Origin of the sequence: Caulobacter sp. BP25 (assembly GCF_002737755.1) — a bacterium.
In the GTDB taxonomy this organism is placed as follows: Bacteria; Pseudomonadota; Alphaproteobacteria; order Caulobacterales; family Caulobacteraceae; genus Caulobacter.
The window spans coordinates 122,911-140,371 of record NZ_PEGH01000008.1; the positions used below are offsets into that span (position 1 = coordinate 122,911).

Here is a 17,461-nt window from a genome sequence, read left to right on the forward strand (position 1 = left end):
GGCTGCGAAGATTTACGCCATGTGCGACCGGTCCGACCTGTCGGATGGCGACGTCCGACCCCTGATCCTGCTGCTCGTCGCGGACGAGCCCCTGCGTGATGCGCTGAGGTTTTCGCTGGAAACCGAGGGCTACAGCGTGACGGCCCCGTCGTGCGCCGACGGTTGCGCGTCTTGCCTGGATTGTCGCGCGGCGGCCTGCGTGATCATCGACGACGGCTCGGCGCCGCTGCCCACGCCCGTCCCCGGCCGCTCGACCATTGTCCTGACCGGCGACGCCCAACGCTTCCAGCGCCAGGGCTTCAAGGACGTCACCGTGGTGGAAAAGCCGCTGCTGGACGACTCGCTGGGGCGTGAACTGGCGGCGCTGCTGGCGAGGCACTAGGGGCAGCGCCCCCTCCGTCTCGTCGCTTCGCGCCGATCCTCCTCCCCCGTTTCACGGGTGAGGAGGGCGTTCCGCATCCTCCTCCCACGCAAGGCGGGGGAGGTGGCGCGATGCGGATACGCGTCGCGACGGAGGGGGCGCTCCTGTCCCGTCTATCCCCCGCGCACCGACAGCGTCATGCGCACCAGGGCCGCCAGGTTGTCGGCCTGCATCTTGGTCATCAGCTTGGCGCGATAGATCTCGACGGTGCGCGGGCTGATGCCCAGCTCGCGGGCGATGACCTTGTTGGCGTGACCGGCGACCACCCCGTCCAGCACCTGGCGCTCGCGTTCGGATAGGCTCTCGATACGCTTGAGGACGGCGGCCTGGTCGGTGGACACAGGCGCGGCCTCGACCGACTTGAACGCCCGCTGCAGGGCGTCGAGCATCCGCGACTCCGAGAACGGCTTTTCCAGGAAGTCGACGACGCCCGAGCGCATGGCCTCGACCGCCATCGGGATGTCGCCGTGGCCGGTGATCATCACGATCGGCATCTTGATCTTCAGCGCCGCCAGGCGGGCGACCAGGTCCTGACCGCTCATCTCGGGCATGCGCACGTCGGTGATGATCACGCCGGGCGTCGCGGTCTCCAGAGCCTCCAGGAAGGCCGGGGCGCTGGCGTAGGTGACGACCTCGAAGTCGGCGGACTCCAGCAAGAAGGCCAGGGACTCGCGGGCGCTTTCGTCGTCGTCGACCACATGCACGACGGGGGCGTCACTCATTAACGGTCTCCTTGGCAGCGTCCGGCTGCTCTACGGGCGGTAGGGTGAAACAGAAGCGGGCGCCGCCGGCCGGATTGGCCTCGGCCCAGATGCGGCCCCCGTGCGCCTCGATGATCGAGCGCGAGATCGACAGGCCCACCCCCATGCCCTGCGGCTTGGTGGTCATGAACGGCTGGAATAGGCGCTCAAGCACCTCGGGGGCGATGCCTGGGCCGGTGTCGTCGACAATGACGCGCGACCAGCCGTCCTCGGTCAGATCGCTGCTGATCAGCAGGGCGCGCTTCTTGGGGTCCTGCACCTGCATGGCGTCGATGCCGTTGCGGATCAGGTTCAGCAGCACCTGCTGCACCTGAACCCGGTCAGCGAACACCGCGTCGGCCTTGGGGTCGAGGTTCAGGCGCACGTCGACCTGGCGCTCCTTCTCGCCGATCAGAGCAAGAGCGCTGGCCTCCTCGATCAGCTTGGACAGGCTCTCGGCCTCGCGCTGGCTGGCGCCGCGGCGGACGAAGTCGCGCATGCGGTGGATCACCTCGCCGGCCCGCAGGGCCTGGGCGGCGGCGCGGTCGATGGCGTCGCGGATCTTGGCCTGGTCGGCCTCGCGGCCCCGGTCCATCAGGCGGCGCGAGCCGGTCAAGAGGTTGGCGATGGCCGACAGCGGCTGGTTCAGCTCGTGGGCCAGGGTCGAGGCCATCTCGCCCATGGCCGTCAGGCGCGAGACGTGGACCAGTTCGTTCTGCAGCTCCTGCAGGCGGGTCTCGGTCTCCTGGCTTTCCGTCAAATCACGGATGAAGCCGGTGAACGAGGGCGTCGGACCCTTGGTCTCGCCGACCGCCAGCTCCATCGGAAAGGTCGAGCCGTCCTTGCGGCTGCCCACCACGACGCGGCCAGAGCCGATGATCCGCCGCTCGCCGGTGCGGCCGTAGCGCTCCAGATAGCCGTCGTGCTGGGCCTTGTAGGGCTCGGGCATCAAGAGGCTGACGTTCTTGCCCAGAACTTCGGCCTCCTTCCAGCCGAACATCCGCTCGGCGGCGGGGCTGAACGAGGTCATCAGGCCCTGTCGGTCGATGACGACCACGGCGTCGGGCACGGTGTCGAGGATCGAGCGCAGGTGGTCGTTGACGGCGGCGGCGCGGCGGCGCGTGGCGTGGAACCAGCCGCCCCCGACCGCCATGCCAAAGCCCGTCGACAGGAAGACGCCCGCGCAGATGCCGCTGACCAGGTTGAACGGGATGTCGCGCGTCATCCACCAGACTGCGGCCCAGGCCAGGGTGGTGGCGAAGACGCCCGGACCCACCCCGCCCAGGGCGGCGCTGATCAGCACCGCCGGCACGAACAGCAGAAAGGATGACGGCGCGGTGAAGGCCTCGGGCAGGTACAGGCGCAGGACCGCCGTCGCCATCACGGACACCAGGGCCGTGACATAGGCGGTGGGGCGGGGGTCGCTGAACAGGGGCGAGGGCAGGCCTCGGGCGGGCTTCATCCGCGCAAGCACTCCGACGGAAACGCGGCCCTTATAGGCGACGCGGTTTGAGGCAGGTCAAGGCGGGGGAGCCTGGCCAAGCCCAACCTCTTGTCTTCGATCAAGGGAGACACTCCATGTCCGACGGACAAACGGCATATATCGGTCTGGTGATCGCGGCGTTCGCGGCCTTCGCCGTGGCGCTTTTCGCGACTCATATCCGGGTGAACCTGAAATAGACGTCGCGTTCAGGGCGTGACGACAAGGCCTGGCGGCGCGACCGCCGGGCCTTTTTCCTGCGCGGTCTCGTCCAGCCGCAGAATGCGGTCGCAAAGGCGGACGGGCGCGGGACGATGACTGATCAGCAAAAGGCCCTGGCCGGTGCGGGTCAGCCGCTGCTCAAGGCCCTCGATCACGCGGGCCTCTGTCGTCGGATCAAGGCCTTCGGTCGGCTCATCCAGAAGCAGCCAGGGCGCGGTGCGCAGATAGGCGCGAGCCAAGGCCAGGCGACGCCGCTCGCCGCCCGATAGCCGCTCGCCGTCGTCGCCGAGATAGGCCGACAAACCGCCCGGCGCGGCGCGCACGCGGTCGGCCAGGGCGGCGTCCTCCAGGACTTCCCACAGCGCCGCATCGCTGGCTTGCGGCGCGGCCAGACGCAGGTTCTCGCGCACCGTCCCGGCGATCAGGCCCGCGTCTTGAGGCAGCCAGGCGAAGGCGCCGCGAGGCGGCTGAGCGGCCTCGCCGCGCAGGCCCAGAAGCGTCTCGATCAGGGTGGTCTTGCCACAGCCGGACGGGCCGACGATCGCCAGGCGTTCTCCGGGCTGGAGGGTCTGGTCCAGCAGGGTCAGGGCGGGCGCTTCCACTAAGGGCGCGGAGGCTGGACGCGGCTGATGACGCAGCAGGGCGTTCAGGCGATCGCGCGCCTCGCGGGCGGCGCCGTCCTGGTCGAAGGCGTGGGCCAGGCCCGACAGCGCCTCGACGCTCATGGCGGCGGCCAGGGCCGAGAGCGCGGCCAGCGGCGCGCCGGTCGGGGCGGCGGCGGCCATGGCGGCGGCGACGGCCGCGCCAAGGATCGCCGCCTGGCTCGCCAGGACCAGGCCTTGAGCCCGCGCGGCGGCCAGGCGCGCGGCCTCCAGGTCGGCGGCGCGCTGGTTCAGGGTCTGGCCGGCCCAGTCTTCCAGGCCATAGGCGCGGAGTTCGGCGGCGGCCGAGACCAGGGCGGCGGCGCTGTCCTTCAGGGCGCCCACCTTGGTCTGGACGGCGATGCGGGCTGGGGCCGAGTAGCGGCGGGCCAGGGCGCGGGCTGACAGGATCGCCGCGCCGGCGGCGGTCAGGATCACCAGGCTGGGCGCCCAGCCGGCGAAGGCGGCCAGGAATAGGCCAGCGCCCAGGCCGGCGGCCGCGCTCCAGGGGGCCGACAGGCGCACGAAGCGGGTCTCGACGGCGTCGACGTCCTGCACCAGGCGGGCCGAGGCCTCGCCGCGCGACAGAGCCAGCGACTCCGCCGGCGGGGCGGCGGCGAGGCTGGCGAAGACGGCCGGGCGGATCGCCGCTAGCGCCCGCAGAGCGGCGGCATGGCCGGCCAGCCGCTCGCCATAGCGCGATGCGGTGCGCAGAATGGCCAGCAGGCGGATCGCGGCGCCCGGCAGCAGCACGTTGAACGCGTGGGCGGCGGCCAGTCCCGCGGCGCCGGCCGCGGCGCTGGCGACAATGAACCAGCCCGACAGGCCCAGAAGCAGGGTCGAGGCCGCGCCGACCACGACGGCGCTCAAGATGGCCAGGCGCAGATTGCCCGCGTGGACGCGCTTCTGGTCGCGGATCAGGGCGTCGACGGGGGAGGGCTGGGAGCTCATTGCGCTTGACCCCCAACCCATGCCGTCATTCCCGCCCTTGTGGCGGGAACCCCTGGTTCAGCCCGCATTTGCGGCGCAAGCGGACCGCCAGCGGTCCGCCCCATCTTCACTTGCGGCGGATAGAGGGGTTCCCGCCACAAGGGCGGGAATGACGGGTGCTTTTTAGGTGCGAGCCGAGCCAACCTCACAACCGCACCACCTTGTCCGCCAGGGCCGCAACGGCCTCGGAGTGGGTGGCGATCAGGGTCGTGCGGCTCTGGGCGGCGCGGCGCAGGGCCGTCAGCATCTGGGTCTCGGCCACGGCGTCGAGATTGGCGGTCGGCTCGTCCAGCAGCAGGATCGGCGCGGGCTTCAGGAGGGCGCGGGCCAGGGACAGGCGTCGACGCTCGCCGCCGGAGAGGCCGCTGCCGCGCTCGTCGAGCACGAAGTCCAGGCCGCCGGGGCGATGGGCGAGGGCCGCTTCGAGACCCGCGTCGCGGGCGGCCGCCTCGATCTCGGCGCGGGGAGCGTCACGGCGCGACAGGGCGATGTTGTCGGCGATCGAGGCCGGCAGGATCAGCGGTGACTGGCCCGCCCAGGCGATATCGGCCGCCGTGACCGGACGCTCGGCGCCGTCGATCAGGATTCGTCCCTCGGTAAGCGGAGAAAGGCCCAGCAAGAGGTTCAGGATCGAGCTCTTGCCCGCGCCGCTGGCCCCGACCAGGGCCACCATCGCGCCAGCCGGGATGTCGAGATCAAAGCCCGCCACGGCTGGAGTGTCGGCCTCGGGATAGCGCACCGTGACGCCCTCGAAGCGGATCGCCGGGGCGGCGGGCAGCGGCGCGACGGTCGGCGCGGGGGCGGGCTCCTCGAAGGTGCAAAGGCGCGCGGCGGCGGCCTCGGCGGCCTGGCGGTCGTGATAGGCGGCGGCCAGGCGGCGCATGGGCGCGTAAACCTCGGGCGCCAGGGCCAGGACGAAGAAGGCGCGCTTCAGGTCCAGCTGTTCGGGGACCGGGAAGGGCAGCAGGCGCAGCAGGTTGAAGCCGCAATAGACCGCCACCAGCGCCACCGAGAGAGCGGCGAAGAACTCCAGCGCCGCCGATGACACGAACGCCACCCGCAGCACCTTAAGGGTTCGTTCGGCGAGCGCCGAGGCCGAGCGGCCGAGCGCGGCCGTGGTCGTCCCCTCGGCCTCGAAGGCCAGCACCACGGGCAGGGCGCGGACGCGGTCGAGGAACAGACCCGAAAGTCGTTCAAGGGCTTGGAACTGGGCGCGGGATTCGGCCGCCGCGGCGGTCCCGGCCAGGATCATCGCGGCGATGAACGGGATCAGGGTGGCCAGCATGATCGCCGCGCAGATCGGGCTGGCGATCGCCGCGGCGGCGATCATCAACAGCGGCAGAACAGCCGCCGACAGGCGCGTGGGCAGGAAGCGGGCGAAATAGCCGTCCATGGCCTCGACGCCCTCGACCAGGGCGGTGGTCGCCTCGCCGGCCGGGCGCCGGGGACCGCCGAACACGGCCCGCGCCAGCTCGGCGCGCAGGTTCACCTTGGCGCCGGCGGCCGCCTCGGCGCCCATCCGGGCGCTGGCGTAGGCGAGCAGCGCGCGCAGCAGCATGGCGGCCAGGACGCCGGCCAGGCAGAGCGAAAAGATCCAAGGTTCCCGTCGGTTGGCGATGGCGTCGGCCCCAAAGGCCAGCCCGGCCGCGAAGCCGATCGCGGCCAGGCCGTCCAGCAGCCCGACGGCTTGAGCGCGCCGCACGACGGGTCCCGCGACGCGGTCGCGCCGTTTCAACCAGGCCTTGGAATCGAGGGGGTGGACAATCTGCGCTATGCGGGAACCCATCGCTTGAGTGTAGGCTGACACCGGTCGCTATCCTTGACCGTGATCAAGGACTGCGGCCACAGGCCGATCTAGGGGAGGGCTCTCGGTCGGTATGCACATTGGCCGTCTGTCTGGGAGTAGTCCATGGACCCCGCGGTTATAGACCTATCGCGATTGCAGTTCGCGCTTACGGCTCTTTACCACTTTTTGTTCGTGCCCCTGACGCTGGGGCTCTCCTTCATGCTGGTCATCATGGAGAGCATCTACGTCATGACCAAGCGCCCGATCTGGCGCACCATCACGCGGTTCTGGGGGACCCTGTTTGGCATCAATTTCGTGCTGGGCGTGGCGACCGGGATCACGATGGAATTCCAGTTCGGCATGAACTGGTCCTACTACTCGCACTATGTCGGCGACATCTTCGGCGCGCCCCTGGCGATCGAGGGCCTGATGGCCTTCTTCCTTGAAGCCACGTTCGTCGGTCTGATGTTCTTCGGCTGGGACAAGCTGTCTCGCGTGGGGCACCTGTTCGTCACCTTCATGGTGGCGCTGGGCACCAACCTGTCGGCCCTGTGGATTCTGGTCGCCAACGGCTGGATGCAGAACCCGATCGGCGCGGTCTTCAATCCCGACACCATGCGGATGGAGGTCTCCAACTTCCGGGACGTGATCTTCAACCCAGTGGCCCAGGCCAAGTTCGTCCACACCGTCAGCGCCGGCTATGTGATCGCCGCCGTGTTCGTGCTGGGGGTCTCGGCCTGGTACCTGCTGAAGGGCAAGCATGTGGGCGTGGCCAAGCGGTCGATGACCGTCGCGGCCGCCTTTGGTCTGGCCTCGTCGCTGTCGGTGGTCGTGCTTGGCGACGAGAGCGGCTACGCCCTGACCGACAACCAAAAAATGAAACTCGCGGCGCTGGAGGCCATGTGGGAGACGGAAGCCGCGCCGGCCGGCCTGACGGCCTTCGGCATTCCCAGCATGGCCGACCGCACGACCCACCACGAGGTCAAGATTCCCTACGTGCTGGGCCTGATCGCCACCCGCAGCTTCGACAAGCCGGTCGAGGGCATCTTCCAGCTGGTCGCCAAGGCTCAGGATCGCATCGAGTCCGGCGTTGTCGCCTATGGCGCGGTCGAGACGCTGAAGGTCAATCCCAACGACCTGGCCGCCCGCGCGACCTTCGAGCAGCACCGCCGCGACCTGGGCTACGCCCTGCTGCTCAAGCGCTATGTCGCCGATCCGCGTCAGGCCTCGCCCGAGCTGATCCAGAAGGCGGCGTGGGACACCGTGCCGCCGGTGCCGGTGATGTTCTGGGCGTTCCGGATCATGGCCGGGATCGGCTTCCTGATGATCGCCCTGTTCGCCACGGCCTTCATCCTGGTCACCCTGCGCAAGCATGACACCAAGTGGTTCCTGGTCCTGGCCATAGCGGCCATCCCGCTGCCCTGGCTGTCGGCGGAGCTGGGCTGGGTTCTGGCCGAGGTCGGCCGCCAGCCCTGGGCCGTGGAGGGCGTACTGCCCACCTTCCTGGGCGCGTCCAGCCTGACTGTCCCGCAGCTGCTGATCAGCATCGCGGCCTTCACCCTGTTGTATGGCGCCCTGGCGGTGGTCGAGGTCGGCCTGATCCTCAAGACCATCAAGAAGGGGCCTTTCGCCCAGCACGAACCGGCGCTCGACGATTCCGTCGAAGCCGAACCGGCCGTGGCCTAAGAGGAGCGAACCTTATGGAAATCCCCGTCGATTTCGCCACGCTTCGCGTGATCTGGTGGGCCTTGGTCGGGATCCTCCTGATCGGCTTTGCCCTGACTGATGGCTTTGACATGGGCGTCGGGGCGCTGCTGCCCTTCGTCGCCAAGACCGACAAGGAGCGCCGGATGGTGATCAACACCATCGGCGCGACCTGGGAGGGCAACCAGGTGTGGTTCATCCTGGGGGGCGGCGCGATCTTCGCCGCCTGGCCCTTCGTCTACGCCATCAGCTTCTCGGGCTTCTATCTGGCCATGTTCGTGGTTCTGGCGGCCATGATCCTGCGGCCGGTGGGCTTCAAGTACCGCTCCAAGCGGGCCGATCCGCGCTGGCGGTCGTTCTGGGACTGGGCGCTGTTCGTCGGGGGCTTCGTGCCGGTGCTGTGCTTTGGCGTGGCCCTGGGCAACGTCCTGCAAGGCGCGCCCTTCCGTCTGGATAGCGACCTGCGGGCCTTCTATGAGGGCTCGTTCCTGGGTCTGTTCTCGCCGTTCGCCCTGCTGTGCGGCCTTCTGTCGGTCGCCATGTTGGTGCTGCACGGCGCGGCCTGGATCACGGTCAAGGGCGAGGAAGGTCCCGTCGCCGAGCGGGCCCGCCGCATCGGCGAGATCGCCGGCCTGGCCAGCATCGTGCTGTTCGCGGCCGGGGGCTTCTGGGTCGCCTTCGGCGGCATGGGCTTCCGCATCGAGGGCCTGGCCGACGCGGCCGGTCCGTCCAACCCGCTGCGCGGCGCGGCCGCCGTCCACGCTCCGGGGGCCTGGCTCGACAACTACAGCCGCCACGGCTGGATGATCGTTGCGCCGGTCCTGGGCTTCGTCGGCGCCGCCCTGGCGATCGCCGGCCTCTACTGGAAGAAAGCCTGGCTGGCCTTTACCGGTTCCTCGGCCTCGGCCACCGGGATCATCGGGACCGTCGGCCTGTCGATGTTCCCGTTCATCCTGCCCAGCAGCTTCGATCCCCGGTCGAGCCTGACGGTGTGGAACGCCTCGTCCAGCCACATGACCTTGTTCATCATGCTGATCGTCACGGTGATCTTTCTGCCGCTGGTGCTGCTCTACACCGCCTGGGTCTACAAGGTCCTGTGGGGCAAAAGCACCACGGCCGCCCTGGCCGTCAATCCCGACCTCTACTGATCCGAAGGAAACGAACCGATGTGGTATTTCACCTGGATCCTGGGCCTGGGCCTGGCCGTCGCCTTCGGCGTGCTGAATGGCGTCTGGTACGAATTCAACCTGGCCGACGACGGCGACGAGGGGCTGTCGGAGCCTTAGACGCTGTCATCCCGGCCAAGCGCGCAGCGCGCCGAGCCGGGACCGCCTGAAGCTCCGAGCTCGCCGCGGTCCCGGCTCTTCGCTACGCTTCGGCCGGGATGACAGTTTTCAGGCCGCCGCGACATTTGGGCGCGCTTGGGGCGGCGTTGGCTTAACGCTTGCTAAAGGCGGCGTAGGGTTAACTGGCAAGGTGTTCCGGAGCGCGTCGATCGCCGCTCCGGCCGAGCTCTTTGTTCCCGGGGACCGCTTATGACCGACAACACCGCGCCTGCTCTGGAGCTGATCTCGTTCTGCATCGGCGAGCAGGAGTTCTGCATCGACGTGAAGACCGTCCGCGAAATCCGCGGCTGGACCCCGGCCACCCCGATTCCTCATGCCCCGACCTATCTGCGCGGCGTCATCAACCTGCGCGGCGCGATCATGCCGGTCATCGACCTGCGCAACCGCCTGGGCCTGGGCGTCACCATCCCCGAGACTCGCCACGTGATCGTCGTCGTCGAGTGCCAGGACCGCCTGGCTGGCATCCTGGTGGACGCCGTGTCGGAGACCTTCACCGTGCCGCGCGACAGCCTGCAGCCGGCCCCGGACGTCGGCGTCGATGAGCTGCGCTACATCCAGGCCATCATCTCGATGGAAAACCGCCTGATCACCTACCTGCGCATGGACGACGTGTTCCCGGCCGTGGTTCACGAAGCGGCTTGATCTCAAGATGCTCCCCCGTGACACGGGGGAGCTGTCACGGAGTGACTGAGGGGCGAACGCGGCGAGCGTCCAGCTAGCCCCCTCCGGCCCTCTGGGCCACCTCCCCCGCATCGCGGGGGAGGATCTAAAGAGCCATCACCCCTTGCGAACGATCCGCGCCGCGGCGGCGTGGAAGCCGGCTTCGGCGTCGGCGGCGTCGGCGACGGCCGCGTGGCGGTCGCGGGCCACGCCCATATTGCTCTTGGCGTAGCTGTCCGAGACCTTGCGGGCTTCCTGAGCGCGCAGGGCGGCCTGCGAGGCGGCGGCCTCGTGCCAGTCGCCCAGGGCCTCAGGCGTCAGATCGTCGGCCGCGTCCGGATGCGGGGCCACATCGCCAAAGCCGATGGCCACGAAGCCGTGGATGACGCCGCCATAGTCCTCTTCCGACAGCAGGAAGGTGATCTGCCGCTCTTCGAACTGGCCGGTGAAGGTATCGGTGGCCGGATCGAACTCGCGCAGCACCAGTATGTCGCCGACCTTGAATTCGCGGTCGTTGCGGCGAATCTCGAAGCGCTTCTGGCCGGAGCGGACGGCGGCGAAGTACTTGGGCCAAGTCTTCAGTTCGTGGCGGTGCATGGCGGGGAGACTTTTCTGGAAAACGGGGAGGCGGGGTTCTGGCGGTTGAACCCTAGCGCAAGGTTAACGGGAAGCGGTAGGGCTGTGGAAGGCTATCAATGTCGTGTCATCCCGGCCGTAGCGTAGCGGAGAGCCGGGACCGCCGGAAACGGCGACGCTTGCCGTGGTCCCGGCTCGTCGCGCTTCGCGCTAGGCCGGGATGACAGGCTTAATAGCTCACTCGTCGATGCAGACCCGGACGATCTCGGCGCGAAGCTCTGGCAGCCCCAGGCCCTTCTCGGACGAGGTGGCCAGCACGCGCGGGAAAGCCGCGGGACGCTTGGCGATGGCCTTCAAGGTGTCAGCCACGACCTTGTCGACCTCGGCCGGCTTGATCTTGTCGGCCTTGGTCAGGACGATCTGGTAGGAGACCGCGGCCTCGTCCAGGGCGTCCAGCGCCTCGAGGTCGACCGTCTTGAGCCCATGGCGGGCGTCGATCAGCACGTAGACGCGTTTCAGGTTCGCCCGGCCGCGCAGATAGGCGCGGCCCAGGTCCTGGAACTTGTCGGCGATCGAGCGCGAGACGCGGGCGAAGCCGTAGCCGGGCAGGTCGACCAGCCGTACCTGTTCGGCCAGCAGGAAGAAGTTGATCTCCCGCGTGCGGCCCGGCTCGTTCGAGGCGCGGGCCAGGTACTTCTGGTTCACCAGGCCGTTGATCAGGCTGGACTTGCCGACGTTGGAGCGGCCGGCGAAGGCCACTTCGGGCAGGTCGGGCGCGGGCATGGCGTCCATGCGCACCGCGCCCATGATGAACGAGACGGGCTGGGCGAAGAAAACCCGCGCCGTCTCGATCTCTTCATCCGTGAACAGGACCTCGTCGCTCATCAGGTCGCGCTAACCGGCTTGCCTTGCAGGCGCGCGATGATGCGGTCGATCGGGTTCTCGACCTTGTAGCGGCGCATCATCACGTACTGCTGGACGATGGTCAGGACGTTGCTCCAGCACCAGTAGATCACCAGGCCCACGGCGAAACCCGACAGGGTGAAGGTGAAGATCACCGGGAACCACTGGAAGATCTTCTGCTGGATGGGGTCGCCGGCCGGCGGGTTCATCGCCGTGGTCAGCCACATGGTGAAGCCGTACAGCAGAGGCCACACGCCCAGGTGGGCGATCAGACCGCCGACCAGAGGCAGCATGCCCGGGTCCCAGGGGATCAGGCCAAACAGGTTGAACATCGTCGTCGGATCCGGCGCCGAGAGGTCTTGGATCCAGCCGAAGAACGGCGCGTGGCGCATTTCGATGGTGACGGTCAGAACCTTGTACAGGGCGTAGAAGACCGGGATCTGCACCAGCATCGGAAGACAGCCCATCATCGGGTTGATCTTCTCCTTTTGATACAGCGCCATCATCTCCTGCTGCTGCTTGGCCGGATCGTCCTTGTGCTTGGTCTTCAGCTTCTCGACCTCGGGGGCGATCTTCTTCATCTTGGCCATGGACTCGTAGCTCTTGTCCGCCATCGGATAGAGGACGAGCTTGAGCACGACGGTCAGCAGCAGGATGGCCAGGCCGAAGTTGCCGACCAGCTTGAAGAAGATCTCCAGCACGTTGAAGATCGGGCGGGTGAACATGGAGAACATGCCCCAGTCCACGGCCCAGTCGAAGCGCGGGATCTCGGCCTTGCGGTTGTCCCAGAACTTCCACCAGTCGGGCGCCTGGCCGGCGTACTGATAGGTGCGCAGCAGCGGCACGGTCTTGGCGCCGGCGAACAGGCGCGTGGTCTGGGTCAGGGTCGCGCCGGGGTTCAGCGCTTGGGTCGGGCCCACGAAATTGACGTCGTAGACGTCGACGCCGGCCACGTTGGTCACGCGGTACTGGGCCTTGATGGTTTCGGTCTGGCCGGGGATCAGGGCCGCCAGCCAGTACTTGTCGGTGATGCCCGCCCAGCCGCCGACCGAGTCGAAGGTCGTGAGCGGCTTGTCCTTCTTCCACTTCTGGTACTTGGACAGCTCCAGCTTCTGGTCCTTGCCCGAGCCCAGCACGCCGATGGCGCCTTCGTGGACGATCTGGTTGGTCCCCAGGTGCTGGCCGATGCCCTGACGCTGCACGGTGGCGTAGGGGGCAAGCTGCAGGCCGTTGGTCCCGTTGTTCTTGACGCTGTCGGTGACCGAGAACATCGCCTGGTCGTCCACCGCGATCACGCGGGTGAAGGTAAGGCCCAGGCCGTTGTCATAGGTCAGGGTCACTGGCGAATTGGGGCGCAGCACCTGGCCCGGCGCGGCGGTCCAGACGGTGCGGCTGTCGGGCAGGCCCGGCAGATTGGCGCCGGCCCAGCCGAAATCAGCGAACCAGGCGTGCTCGGCGCCCTCGGGGCGGAACAGCTCGACCGGCGGCGAGGCCTTGGCCGTCGTCTCGGCGTACTTGCGCAGGAACAGGTCGTCGATGCGGCCGCCCTTAAGCGCGATCGAGCCCTTCAGCGCGGGCGTGTCGACCACGATGCGCGGGCTCTGGCTCAGGGCCGCCTCGCGCGACAGGCGCAGCGGCGCGGGATTGCCGTTGGCGTCCAGCTGAACGCCGGCCTGGGCGGCGACCTGGCTCTGCGCTGCCTTCTTGGCGCGCGCCTCGGCTTCGGCCTGCTTCTGCTGCGGACCCAGGATGAAGAACTGGTACCCGATCAGGATCGCGAACGCGCTGACGATGAACATCAGCGTGTTTTTGTTGTCGTTCTGCATGGAGCGCTTAACCGGAAACTGTGGGATCGGGTTGTTGGGAAGAGACGGCTTTGGACGATGCGCCGGCCGATGACCGCGAGACCCTCGCGCCATCGTGCTCGGCGGCGAGGCTTATCAGCGCGCTTTTGACATCGTCAAGCAAACGTCCCCATTCGCGCGAGCCCGTACCGCCACGCGCGATGAACACATAGTCATGCGAAGGGCGCGCATGAAGGGGCAGGACCAGCCTGGCGGCCTCGCGCAGGCGGCGCTTGGCGCGGTTGCGCTCGACGGCGCCGCCGATCTTCTTGGTGGCGGTGAAGCCGACCCGGACCACCGGATCCTCGTCGGCGCGCTTGCGCATCTGGATGAAGACGGCGCCGCGCGACAGGGCCGGGGCCTTGGCCGCCAGCAGGAAGTCAGGCCGCTTGCGAAGCCGCTCGAAGCGGAGCGGGGCTTCATGCATGGCTTCAGGCATGAAAAAAGCCGCCTTTCCGGCGAGAACCTGAAATCAGGTCTGTGGAAAAGGCGGCTTTGATCATGATCTAGCCTCCCGAGGGAGGAAGAGCAATTAGGCGGTCAGGCGCTTGCGGCCCTTGGCGCGGCGACGCGCGACGACCTTTTGGCCATTCTTGGTGGCCATACGCGCGCGGTAGCCGTGACGGCGGGCACGCACGAGCTTCGACGGCTGGAAGGTGCGCTTCACGACGTGGCTCCGAAATGCAAAACGTTGGACGCGAAGCCTGGGGCCCCGCGAGTGAGGGGCGGTGGATAAAAGAACGGACGCGGGATGTCAACCTGAGTCGGTTCAGGGACTTACCCTACTCGCCCCCTCCGGGCCTTCGGCCCTCCTCCCCCATAGGGGGAAGAAGGATCACCGCCCACCTTCTTCCCCCTCTGGGGGAGGAGCGCGAAGCGCGGAGGGGGCCAGGATCACGGCGTGATCACCGCCTTGCCCACCACCTTGCGCTGGGCCAGCAGGTCGAACGCCTCGCGCCAGCGGTCCAGCGGAACCTGCGCGTGCACATGCGGGCGAATCCGCCCCTCGTCCGCCATCCGCCAGACCGCCTGGCTGTTCTCGCGGCCCTTGTCTGGAAACTGCCGCCCGTATTCGCCGGCCCGCACGCCCATCACCGAGAAGCCCTTGATCAGCGGCATATTGGCCGAGACCGTCGGGATCCGTCCCGAGGTGAAACCGATCACCAGGAGCCGTCCGTCAAAGGCGACGCAGCGGACGCTCTCGTCGAAGACGTCGCCGCCGACGGGGTCATAGATCACGTCCGCGCCGTGGCCGCCGGTGATCTCTTTCACCCGGTCGCGGAAGCCGCCGGTCACATTGACCACGGCGTCGGGGGCGTAGAGCGCCTGAACCGCTTCCAGCTTGTCGTCGGAGGCCGAGGTGGCGATGACCCGCGCGCCCAGGGCCTTGGCCAGGTCCACCGCCGCCAGGCCCACCCCGCCGGCCGCGCCGTGGACCAGCACGCATTCGCCGGGCTCCAGCCGCGCGCGGCGGACGAGGGCGACGTAGGCCGTCAGGTACGCCGCGCCATAGGCCGCCGCTTCGGCGAAGGACAGCCGCGCGGGCTTGGGCTTGAGGGCTTCGGCGGGCAGCACCGCGTACTCCGCGAAACCGCCCAGCCGCGCCCCGCCGACCACGGCGTCGCCGACGGCCAGGCTCGAGACGCCCTCGCCCAGCGCGACGACCTCGCCGGACAGGTCCAGGCCGGGGGTGAAGGGCAGGGGCGGTTTGAACTGGTACTCCCCGCGCGTCATCAACAGGTCGGGGAAGTTCACGCTGGCTGCGCGGACGCGCACCAGGACCTCGCCGGGGCCGGGCGTCGGGGTTGCGACCTCACGGACCGCGCAGCCGCCGAAGTCGGCCGCTAGGGCCTCGACGACCAGGGCGCGCATGGCGGGGGGGATTGAACTCACGCTCTCTCCTTTAGATCCGACCTCCCCGGCGAATGCCGGGGCCCAGATTCAGCCTGAGCGGTTTGAGATGATCCGAGATACGCCTCGTCCCAACATCGGGCGCTTGTGGGTTCGATCTGGGCCCCGGCATTCGCCGGGGAGATCGGGTGTTTGGCCCTAAACCCCCGCCTCGAACGTCTCGCGCACCAGGCTGGCGATCTCGCGGCAGGCCGCGTCCGCCGCCGGGATCGCGCCCGTGAAGGCGGTAAAGGCGTGGGCCAGGCTGTCGTAGCGGCGATAGCGCACCCGCACGCCGGCGGCCTGCAAGCGTTTGGCGTAGGCTTCGCCCTGGTCGGTCAGGGGATCAAAGCCCGCGGTGGCGATCACGGCCGGCGCCAGGCCCGAGAGGTCCTCGGTCCGGTCCGGTGACAGGCGCGGATCGGCCGGGTCGGCGTCGGGGCCCATATAGTGGCCCATGAACCAGTCCATGGTCTGGCGCGTCAGCGGATAGGCGTCGCCGAAGGTGGTCATGGACGGCGTCTCGCTGGCGACGTCCACGGCCGGATAGATCAGGATCTGGACCGCCGGCTGGGGCTCGCCCGTGCGCTTCATCTCCTGGGCGATGATGGCCGAGAAGTTGCCGCCCATGCTGTCGCCGCCGATGGCGGGCGGCGTCGGCGCGGCGCCGAAGCGGGCGGTGTTGTCACGCGCCCAGCGATAGACGGCCAGCACGTCCTCCAGCCCCGCCGGGAACTTGTGGTCGGGCGCCAGGCGGTAGTCGACCGAGATCACCGCCGTACGCACCATCTTGGCCAGGATGGAGCAGAAGGCGTGGCAGGTCTCCAGATCGCCGATCACCCCGCCGCCCATGTGGGCGTAGACGATCAGCGGGGCGTGGATGTCCTGGTTTTCCGGCCGATAGGCGCGGCAGGGGATCGGGCCGCCCGGCCCCTCCACCGACAGGCTCTCGGTGCGCACGCCGGGCTCCAACGGCCCCTGCACGGCCGCCAGGCCCTTGGCGCTGCCGGCCACGGCCTCGGCGGGCGACAGGCTGGACATCGGGGGCAGCTTCTTGGCCGCGTGGGCGAAGAACTGGAAGCGCGGGTCCAGCGTCCGCCCGCCCTTATAGACGACGCCCCCGCCCGACATCGCCCGCAGGATCGGGCTGGGCAGCGACAGGATCAGCTTCAGTATGGCTTTCTGCGTGGCGTCCGAGGCCATCTTTCCCCCTCCTGTTGTTTTTATAGTTTCGGCAGGGCGGGCACGCCGCCCAGGATCAGCCTGACGGCGAAGTCCGCAGCGCCGGCCGTATCGACCGGCCGTCGCTCCAGCATCTTGTCGCCCAGCTCGCGGGCGATCGCGATGCAGGCCGAGGTCAGGTAGTCCAGATCGACGGGCGGGGCGTTGTCGTGGGCCAGCACCCGGGCGAAGGCTTCGCGGACCTCGTCGAACACGGCGGCCAGCTCTGGACTGGACCGAGCGTGCGGGATCGGTTCGCTGGAGGGGCGGTCGATCCGCCAGCTTTCCTGCTCCTTCGCCAGGAAGTCGAAATAGGCCAGCATCGCCCCACGCAGGAACGACGGGAAGTCGACGGCCTTCTCGGACTCGGCGCGCAGCAGCGGGCGGAAGCGGCGGGCGCCGTCGTCGGCCAGGGCCTCGAACACCTCCTCCTTGGACTTGTAGTAGTTGTAGAACGTGCCCGAGGCCAAACCCGTGCGGCGGATGATGTCGCGCACCGTGGCGGCGTCATAGCCCAGCTCCCCGAACACCTCGCGGGCGGCGTCCAGTATGGCCTGGCGATTGGCGGTCTTGGTCCGCTCGCGCTTGCCCGGCCGCTGGTCGATATGGGGCTTGGGAAAGTAGGCGATGTTCGACATGGGCCCCGACTCGGAGATGGAGCGATCGTGACGCTCCGTCAGGAACGTGACCTCATTCCGCTCCGCCCGGCAAGCCCCCGCGCTCATAAGGGTTTGACCGGCTGTTCGATGTCGTAGACCGCCTCGCTGATCGCCTCCAGCTTCTCGCGGTACAGGGCCTGGGCGTCGTGGAGGCCCTGGTTGTACCAGTAGGGGCCCAGCCGCTCGGTCACGAAGTCCAGCAGGAACTCGGCGTCGAAGCCCTTCACCTCCAGATCCAGCTCGTCCTTCAGATAGTGTGACAGGCCGGCGACCAGCTTGGCGCGGGTGTCCTTGTCGAAGGTGATCTTGGGCATGGGGGCTCCTCTTTCGCGGAGAGGCGTAGCTTACTTGCCCCCTCCGCGCCTACGGCGCTCCTCC

At 68.5% G+C, this 17,461-nt stretch carries 19 protein-coding genes; 6 read left to right on the top strand and 13 right to left on the bottom strand.

From position 1 onward, the window contains the following. The first annotated feature begins 19 nt into the window (after window positions 1-19). The gene (locus CSW59_RS05465) at window positions 20-382 is read left to right on the top strand and encodes a nucleoside transporter (protein WP_099443084.1); all 363 of its coding nucleotides are present in this window, start codon (window positions 20-22) and stop codon (window positions 380-382) included. A 152-nt stretch (window positions 383-534) separates the two neighbouring features. Here CSW59_RS05465 and fixJ read toward each other — a convergent pair whose 3' ends face one another. Both fixJ and CSW59_RS05475 read right to left on the bottom strand, forming a co-directional pair. Next, window positions 535-1,143, bottom strand: coding sequence for a response regulator FixJ (gene fixJ / locus CSW59_RS05470; protein ID WP_099443085.1), 609 nt, complete (start codon window positions 1,141-1,143; stop codon window positions 535-537). After that, entirely contained in the window at window positions 1,136-2,623 is a 1,488-nt protein-coding gene (locus CSW59_RS05475; protein ID WP_099443086.1) for a PAS domain S-box protein, read from the bottom strand. Before CSW59_RS05475 ends, fixJ begins: the two co-directional genes overlap by 8 nt. 116 nt (window positions 2,624-2,739) lie before the next feature. On the opposite strand from CSW59_RS05475, the gene CSW59_RS20555 reads away from it, so the two are divergent. Next, entirely contained in the window at window positions 2,740-2,841 is a 102-nt protein-coding gene (locus tag CSW59_RS20555; RefSeq protein WP_143754956.1) for a hypothetical protein, read from the top strand. Window positions 2,842-2,850: 9 nt separating this feature from the next. Here CSW59_RS20555 and CSW59_RS05480 read toward each other — a convergent pair whose 3' ends face one another. Both CSW59_RS05480 and cydD read right to left on the bottom strand, forming a co-directional pair. Beyond that, complete coding sequence (locus CSW59_RS05480) at window positions 2,851-4,455, bottom strand: amino acid ABC transporter ATP-binding/permease protein (RefSeq protein WP_099443087.1); 1,605 nt, start codon at window positions 4,453-4,455, stop codon at window positions 2,851-2,853. 184 nt (window positions 4,456-4,639) lie between these two features. Next, a complete protein-coding gene (gene cydD, locus CSW59_RS05490; protein WP_099443088.1) occupies window positions 4,640-6,280 on the bottom strand; it encodes a thiol reductant ABC exporter subunit CydD in 1,641 nt (546 codons plus the stop codon). A 123-nt stretch (window positions 6,281-6,403) separates the two neighbouring features. Between cydD and CSW59_RS05495 the strand changes: the two genes are divergently transcribed. The 4 genes from CSW59_RS05495 to CSW59_RS05510 all read left to right on the top strand — a co-directional run bounded on the left by CSW59_RS05495 (window position 6,404) and on the right by CSW59_RS05510 (window position 9,972). Continuing rightward, on the top strand, window positions 6,404-7,966 hold the full coding sequence (locus CSW59_RS05495) for a cytochrome ubiquinol oxidase subunit I (RefSeq protein ID WP_099443089.1): 1,563 nt from the start codon (window positions 6,404-6,406) through the stop codon (window positions 7,964-7,966). Between the two features lie 14 nt (window positions 7,967-7,980). Continuing rightward, the gene (cydB, locus tag CSW59_RS05500) at window positions 7,981-9,132 is read left to right on the top strand and encodes a cytochrome d ubiquinol oxidase subunit II (protein WP_099443090.1); all 1,152 of its coding nucleotides are present in this window, start codon (window positions 7,981-7,983) and stop codon (window positions 9,130-9,132) included. Window positions 9,133-9,150: 18 nt separating this feature from the next. Beyond that, window positions 9,151-9,270, top strand: a complete 120-nt coding sequence (gene cydX / locus CSW59_RS05505) for a cytochrome bd-I oxidase subunit CydX (RefSeq protein ID WP_013080671.1) — start codon at window positions 9,151-9,153, stop codon at window positions 9,268-9,270. Window positions 9,271-9,519: 249 nt separating this feature from the next. Next, the gene (locus CSW59_RS05510) at window positions 9,520-9,972 is read left to right on the top strand and encodes a chemotaxis protein CheW (protein WP_099443091.1); all 453 of its coding nucleotides are present in this window, start codon (window positions 9,520-9,522) and stop codon (window positions 9,970-9,972) included. A 135-nt stretch (window positions 9,973-10,107) separates the two neighbouring features. Here the strand turns inward: CSW59_RS05510 and CSW59_RS05515 are convergent, their stop codons facing one another. The 9 genes from CSW59_RS05515 to CSW59_RS05555 all read right to left on the bottom strand — a co-directional run bounded on the left by CSW59_RS05515 (window position 10,108) and on the right by CSW59_RS05555 (window position 17,397). Continuing rightward, the gene (locus CSW59_RS05515) at window positions 10,108-10,587 is read right to left on the bottom strand and encodes a DUF3850 domain-containing protein (RefSeq protein ID WP_099443092.1); all 480 of its coding nucleotides are present in this window, start codon (window positions 10,585-10,587) and stop codon (window positions 10,108-10,110) included. Between the two features lie 216 nt (window positions 10,588-10,803). Next, complete coding sequence (yihA, locus tag CSW59_RS05520) at window positions 10,804-11,451, bottom strand: ribosome biogenesis GTP-binding protein YihA/YsxC (RefSeq protein ID WP_099443093.1); 648 nt, start codon at window positions 11,449-11,451, stop codon at window positions 10,804-10,806. Next, a complete protein-coding gene (gene yidC / locus CSW59_RS05525; RefSeq protein ID WP_099443094.1) occupies window positions 11,451-13,295 on the bottom strand; it encodes a membrane protein insertase YidC in 1,845 nt (614 codons plus the stop codon). Before yidC ends, yihA begins: the two co-directional genes overlap by 1 nt. A 7-nt stretch (window positions 13,296-13,302) precedes the next feature. Then, the gene (rnpA, locus tag CSW59_RS05530; protein ID WP_099443155.1) at window positions 13,303-13,740 is read right to left on the bottom strand and encodes a ribonuclease P protein component; all 438 of its coding nucleotides are present in this window, start codon (window positions 13,738-13,740) and stop codon (window positions 13,303-13,305) included. 105 nt (window positions 13,741-13,845) lie between these two features. After that, complete coding sequence (gene rpmH / locus CSW59_RS05535; RefSeq protein ID WP_004622337.1) at window positions 13,846-13,980, bottom strand: 50S ribosomal protein L34; 135 nt, start codon at window positions 13,978-13,980, stop codon at window positions 13,846-13,848. Window positions 13,981-14,207: 227 nt separating this feature from the next. Further along, window positions 14,208-15,185 (bottom strand): NADPH:quinone oxidoreductase family protein, encoded by a 978-nt coding sequence (locus tag CSW59_RS05540; protein ID WP_099443095.1) that lies wholly within the window; start codon window positions 15,183-15,185, stop codon window positions 14,208-14,210. A 177-nt stretch (window positions 15,186-15,362) separates the two neighbouring features. Then, window positions 15,363-16,406 (bottom strand): alpha/beta hydrolase, encoded by a 1,044-nt coding sequence (locus CSW59_RS05545; RefSeq protein ID WP_099443096.1) that lies wholly within the window; start codon window positions 16,404-16,406, stop codon window positions 15,363-15,365. A 20-nt stretch (window positions 16,407-16,426) separates the two neighbouring features. Then, the gene (locus CSW59_RS05550) at window positions 16,427-17,062 is read right to left on the bottom strand and encodes a TetR/AcrR family transcriptional regulator (protein ID WP_099443156.1); all 636 of its coding nucleotides are present in this window, start codon (window positions 17,060-17,062) and stop codon (window positions 16,427-16,429) included. Window positions 17,063-17,145: 83 nt separating this feature from the next. After that, window positions 17,146-17,397, bottom strand: coding sequence for a DUF2164 domain-containing protein (locus tag CSW59_RS05555; RefSeq protein WP_041538744.1), 252 nt, complete (start codon window positions 17,395-17,397; stop codon window positions 17,146-17,148). Window positions 17,398-17,461: the final 64 nt, after the last annotated feature.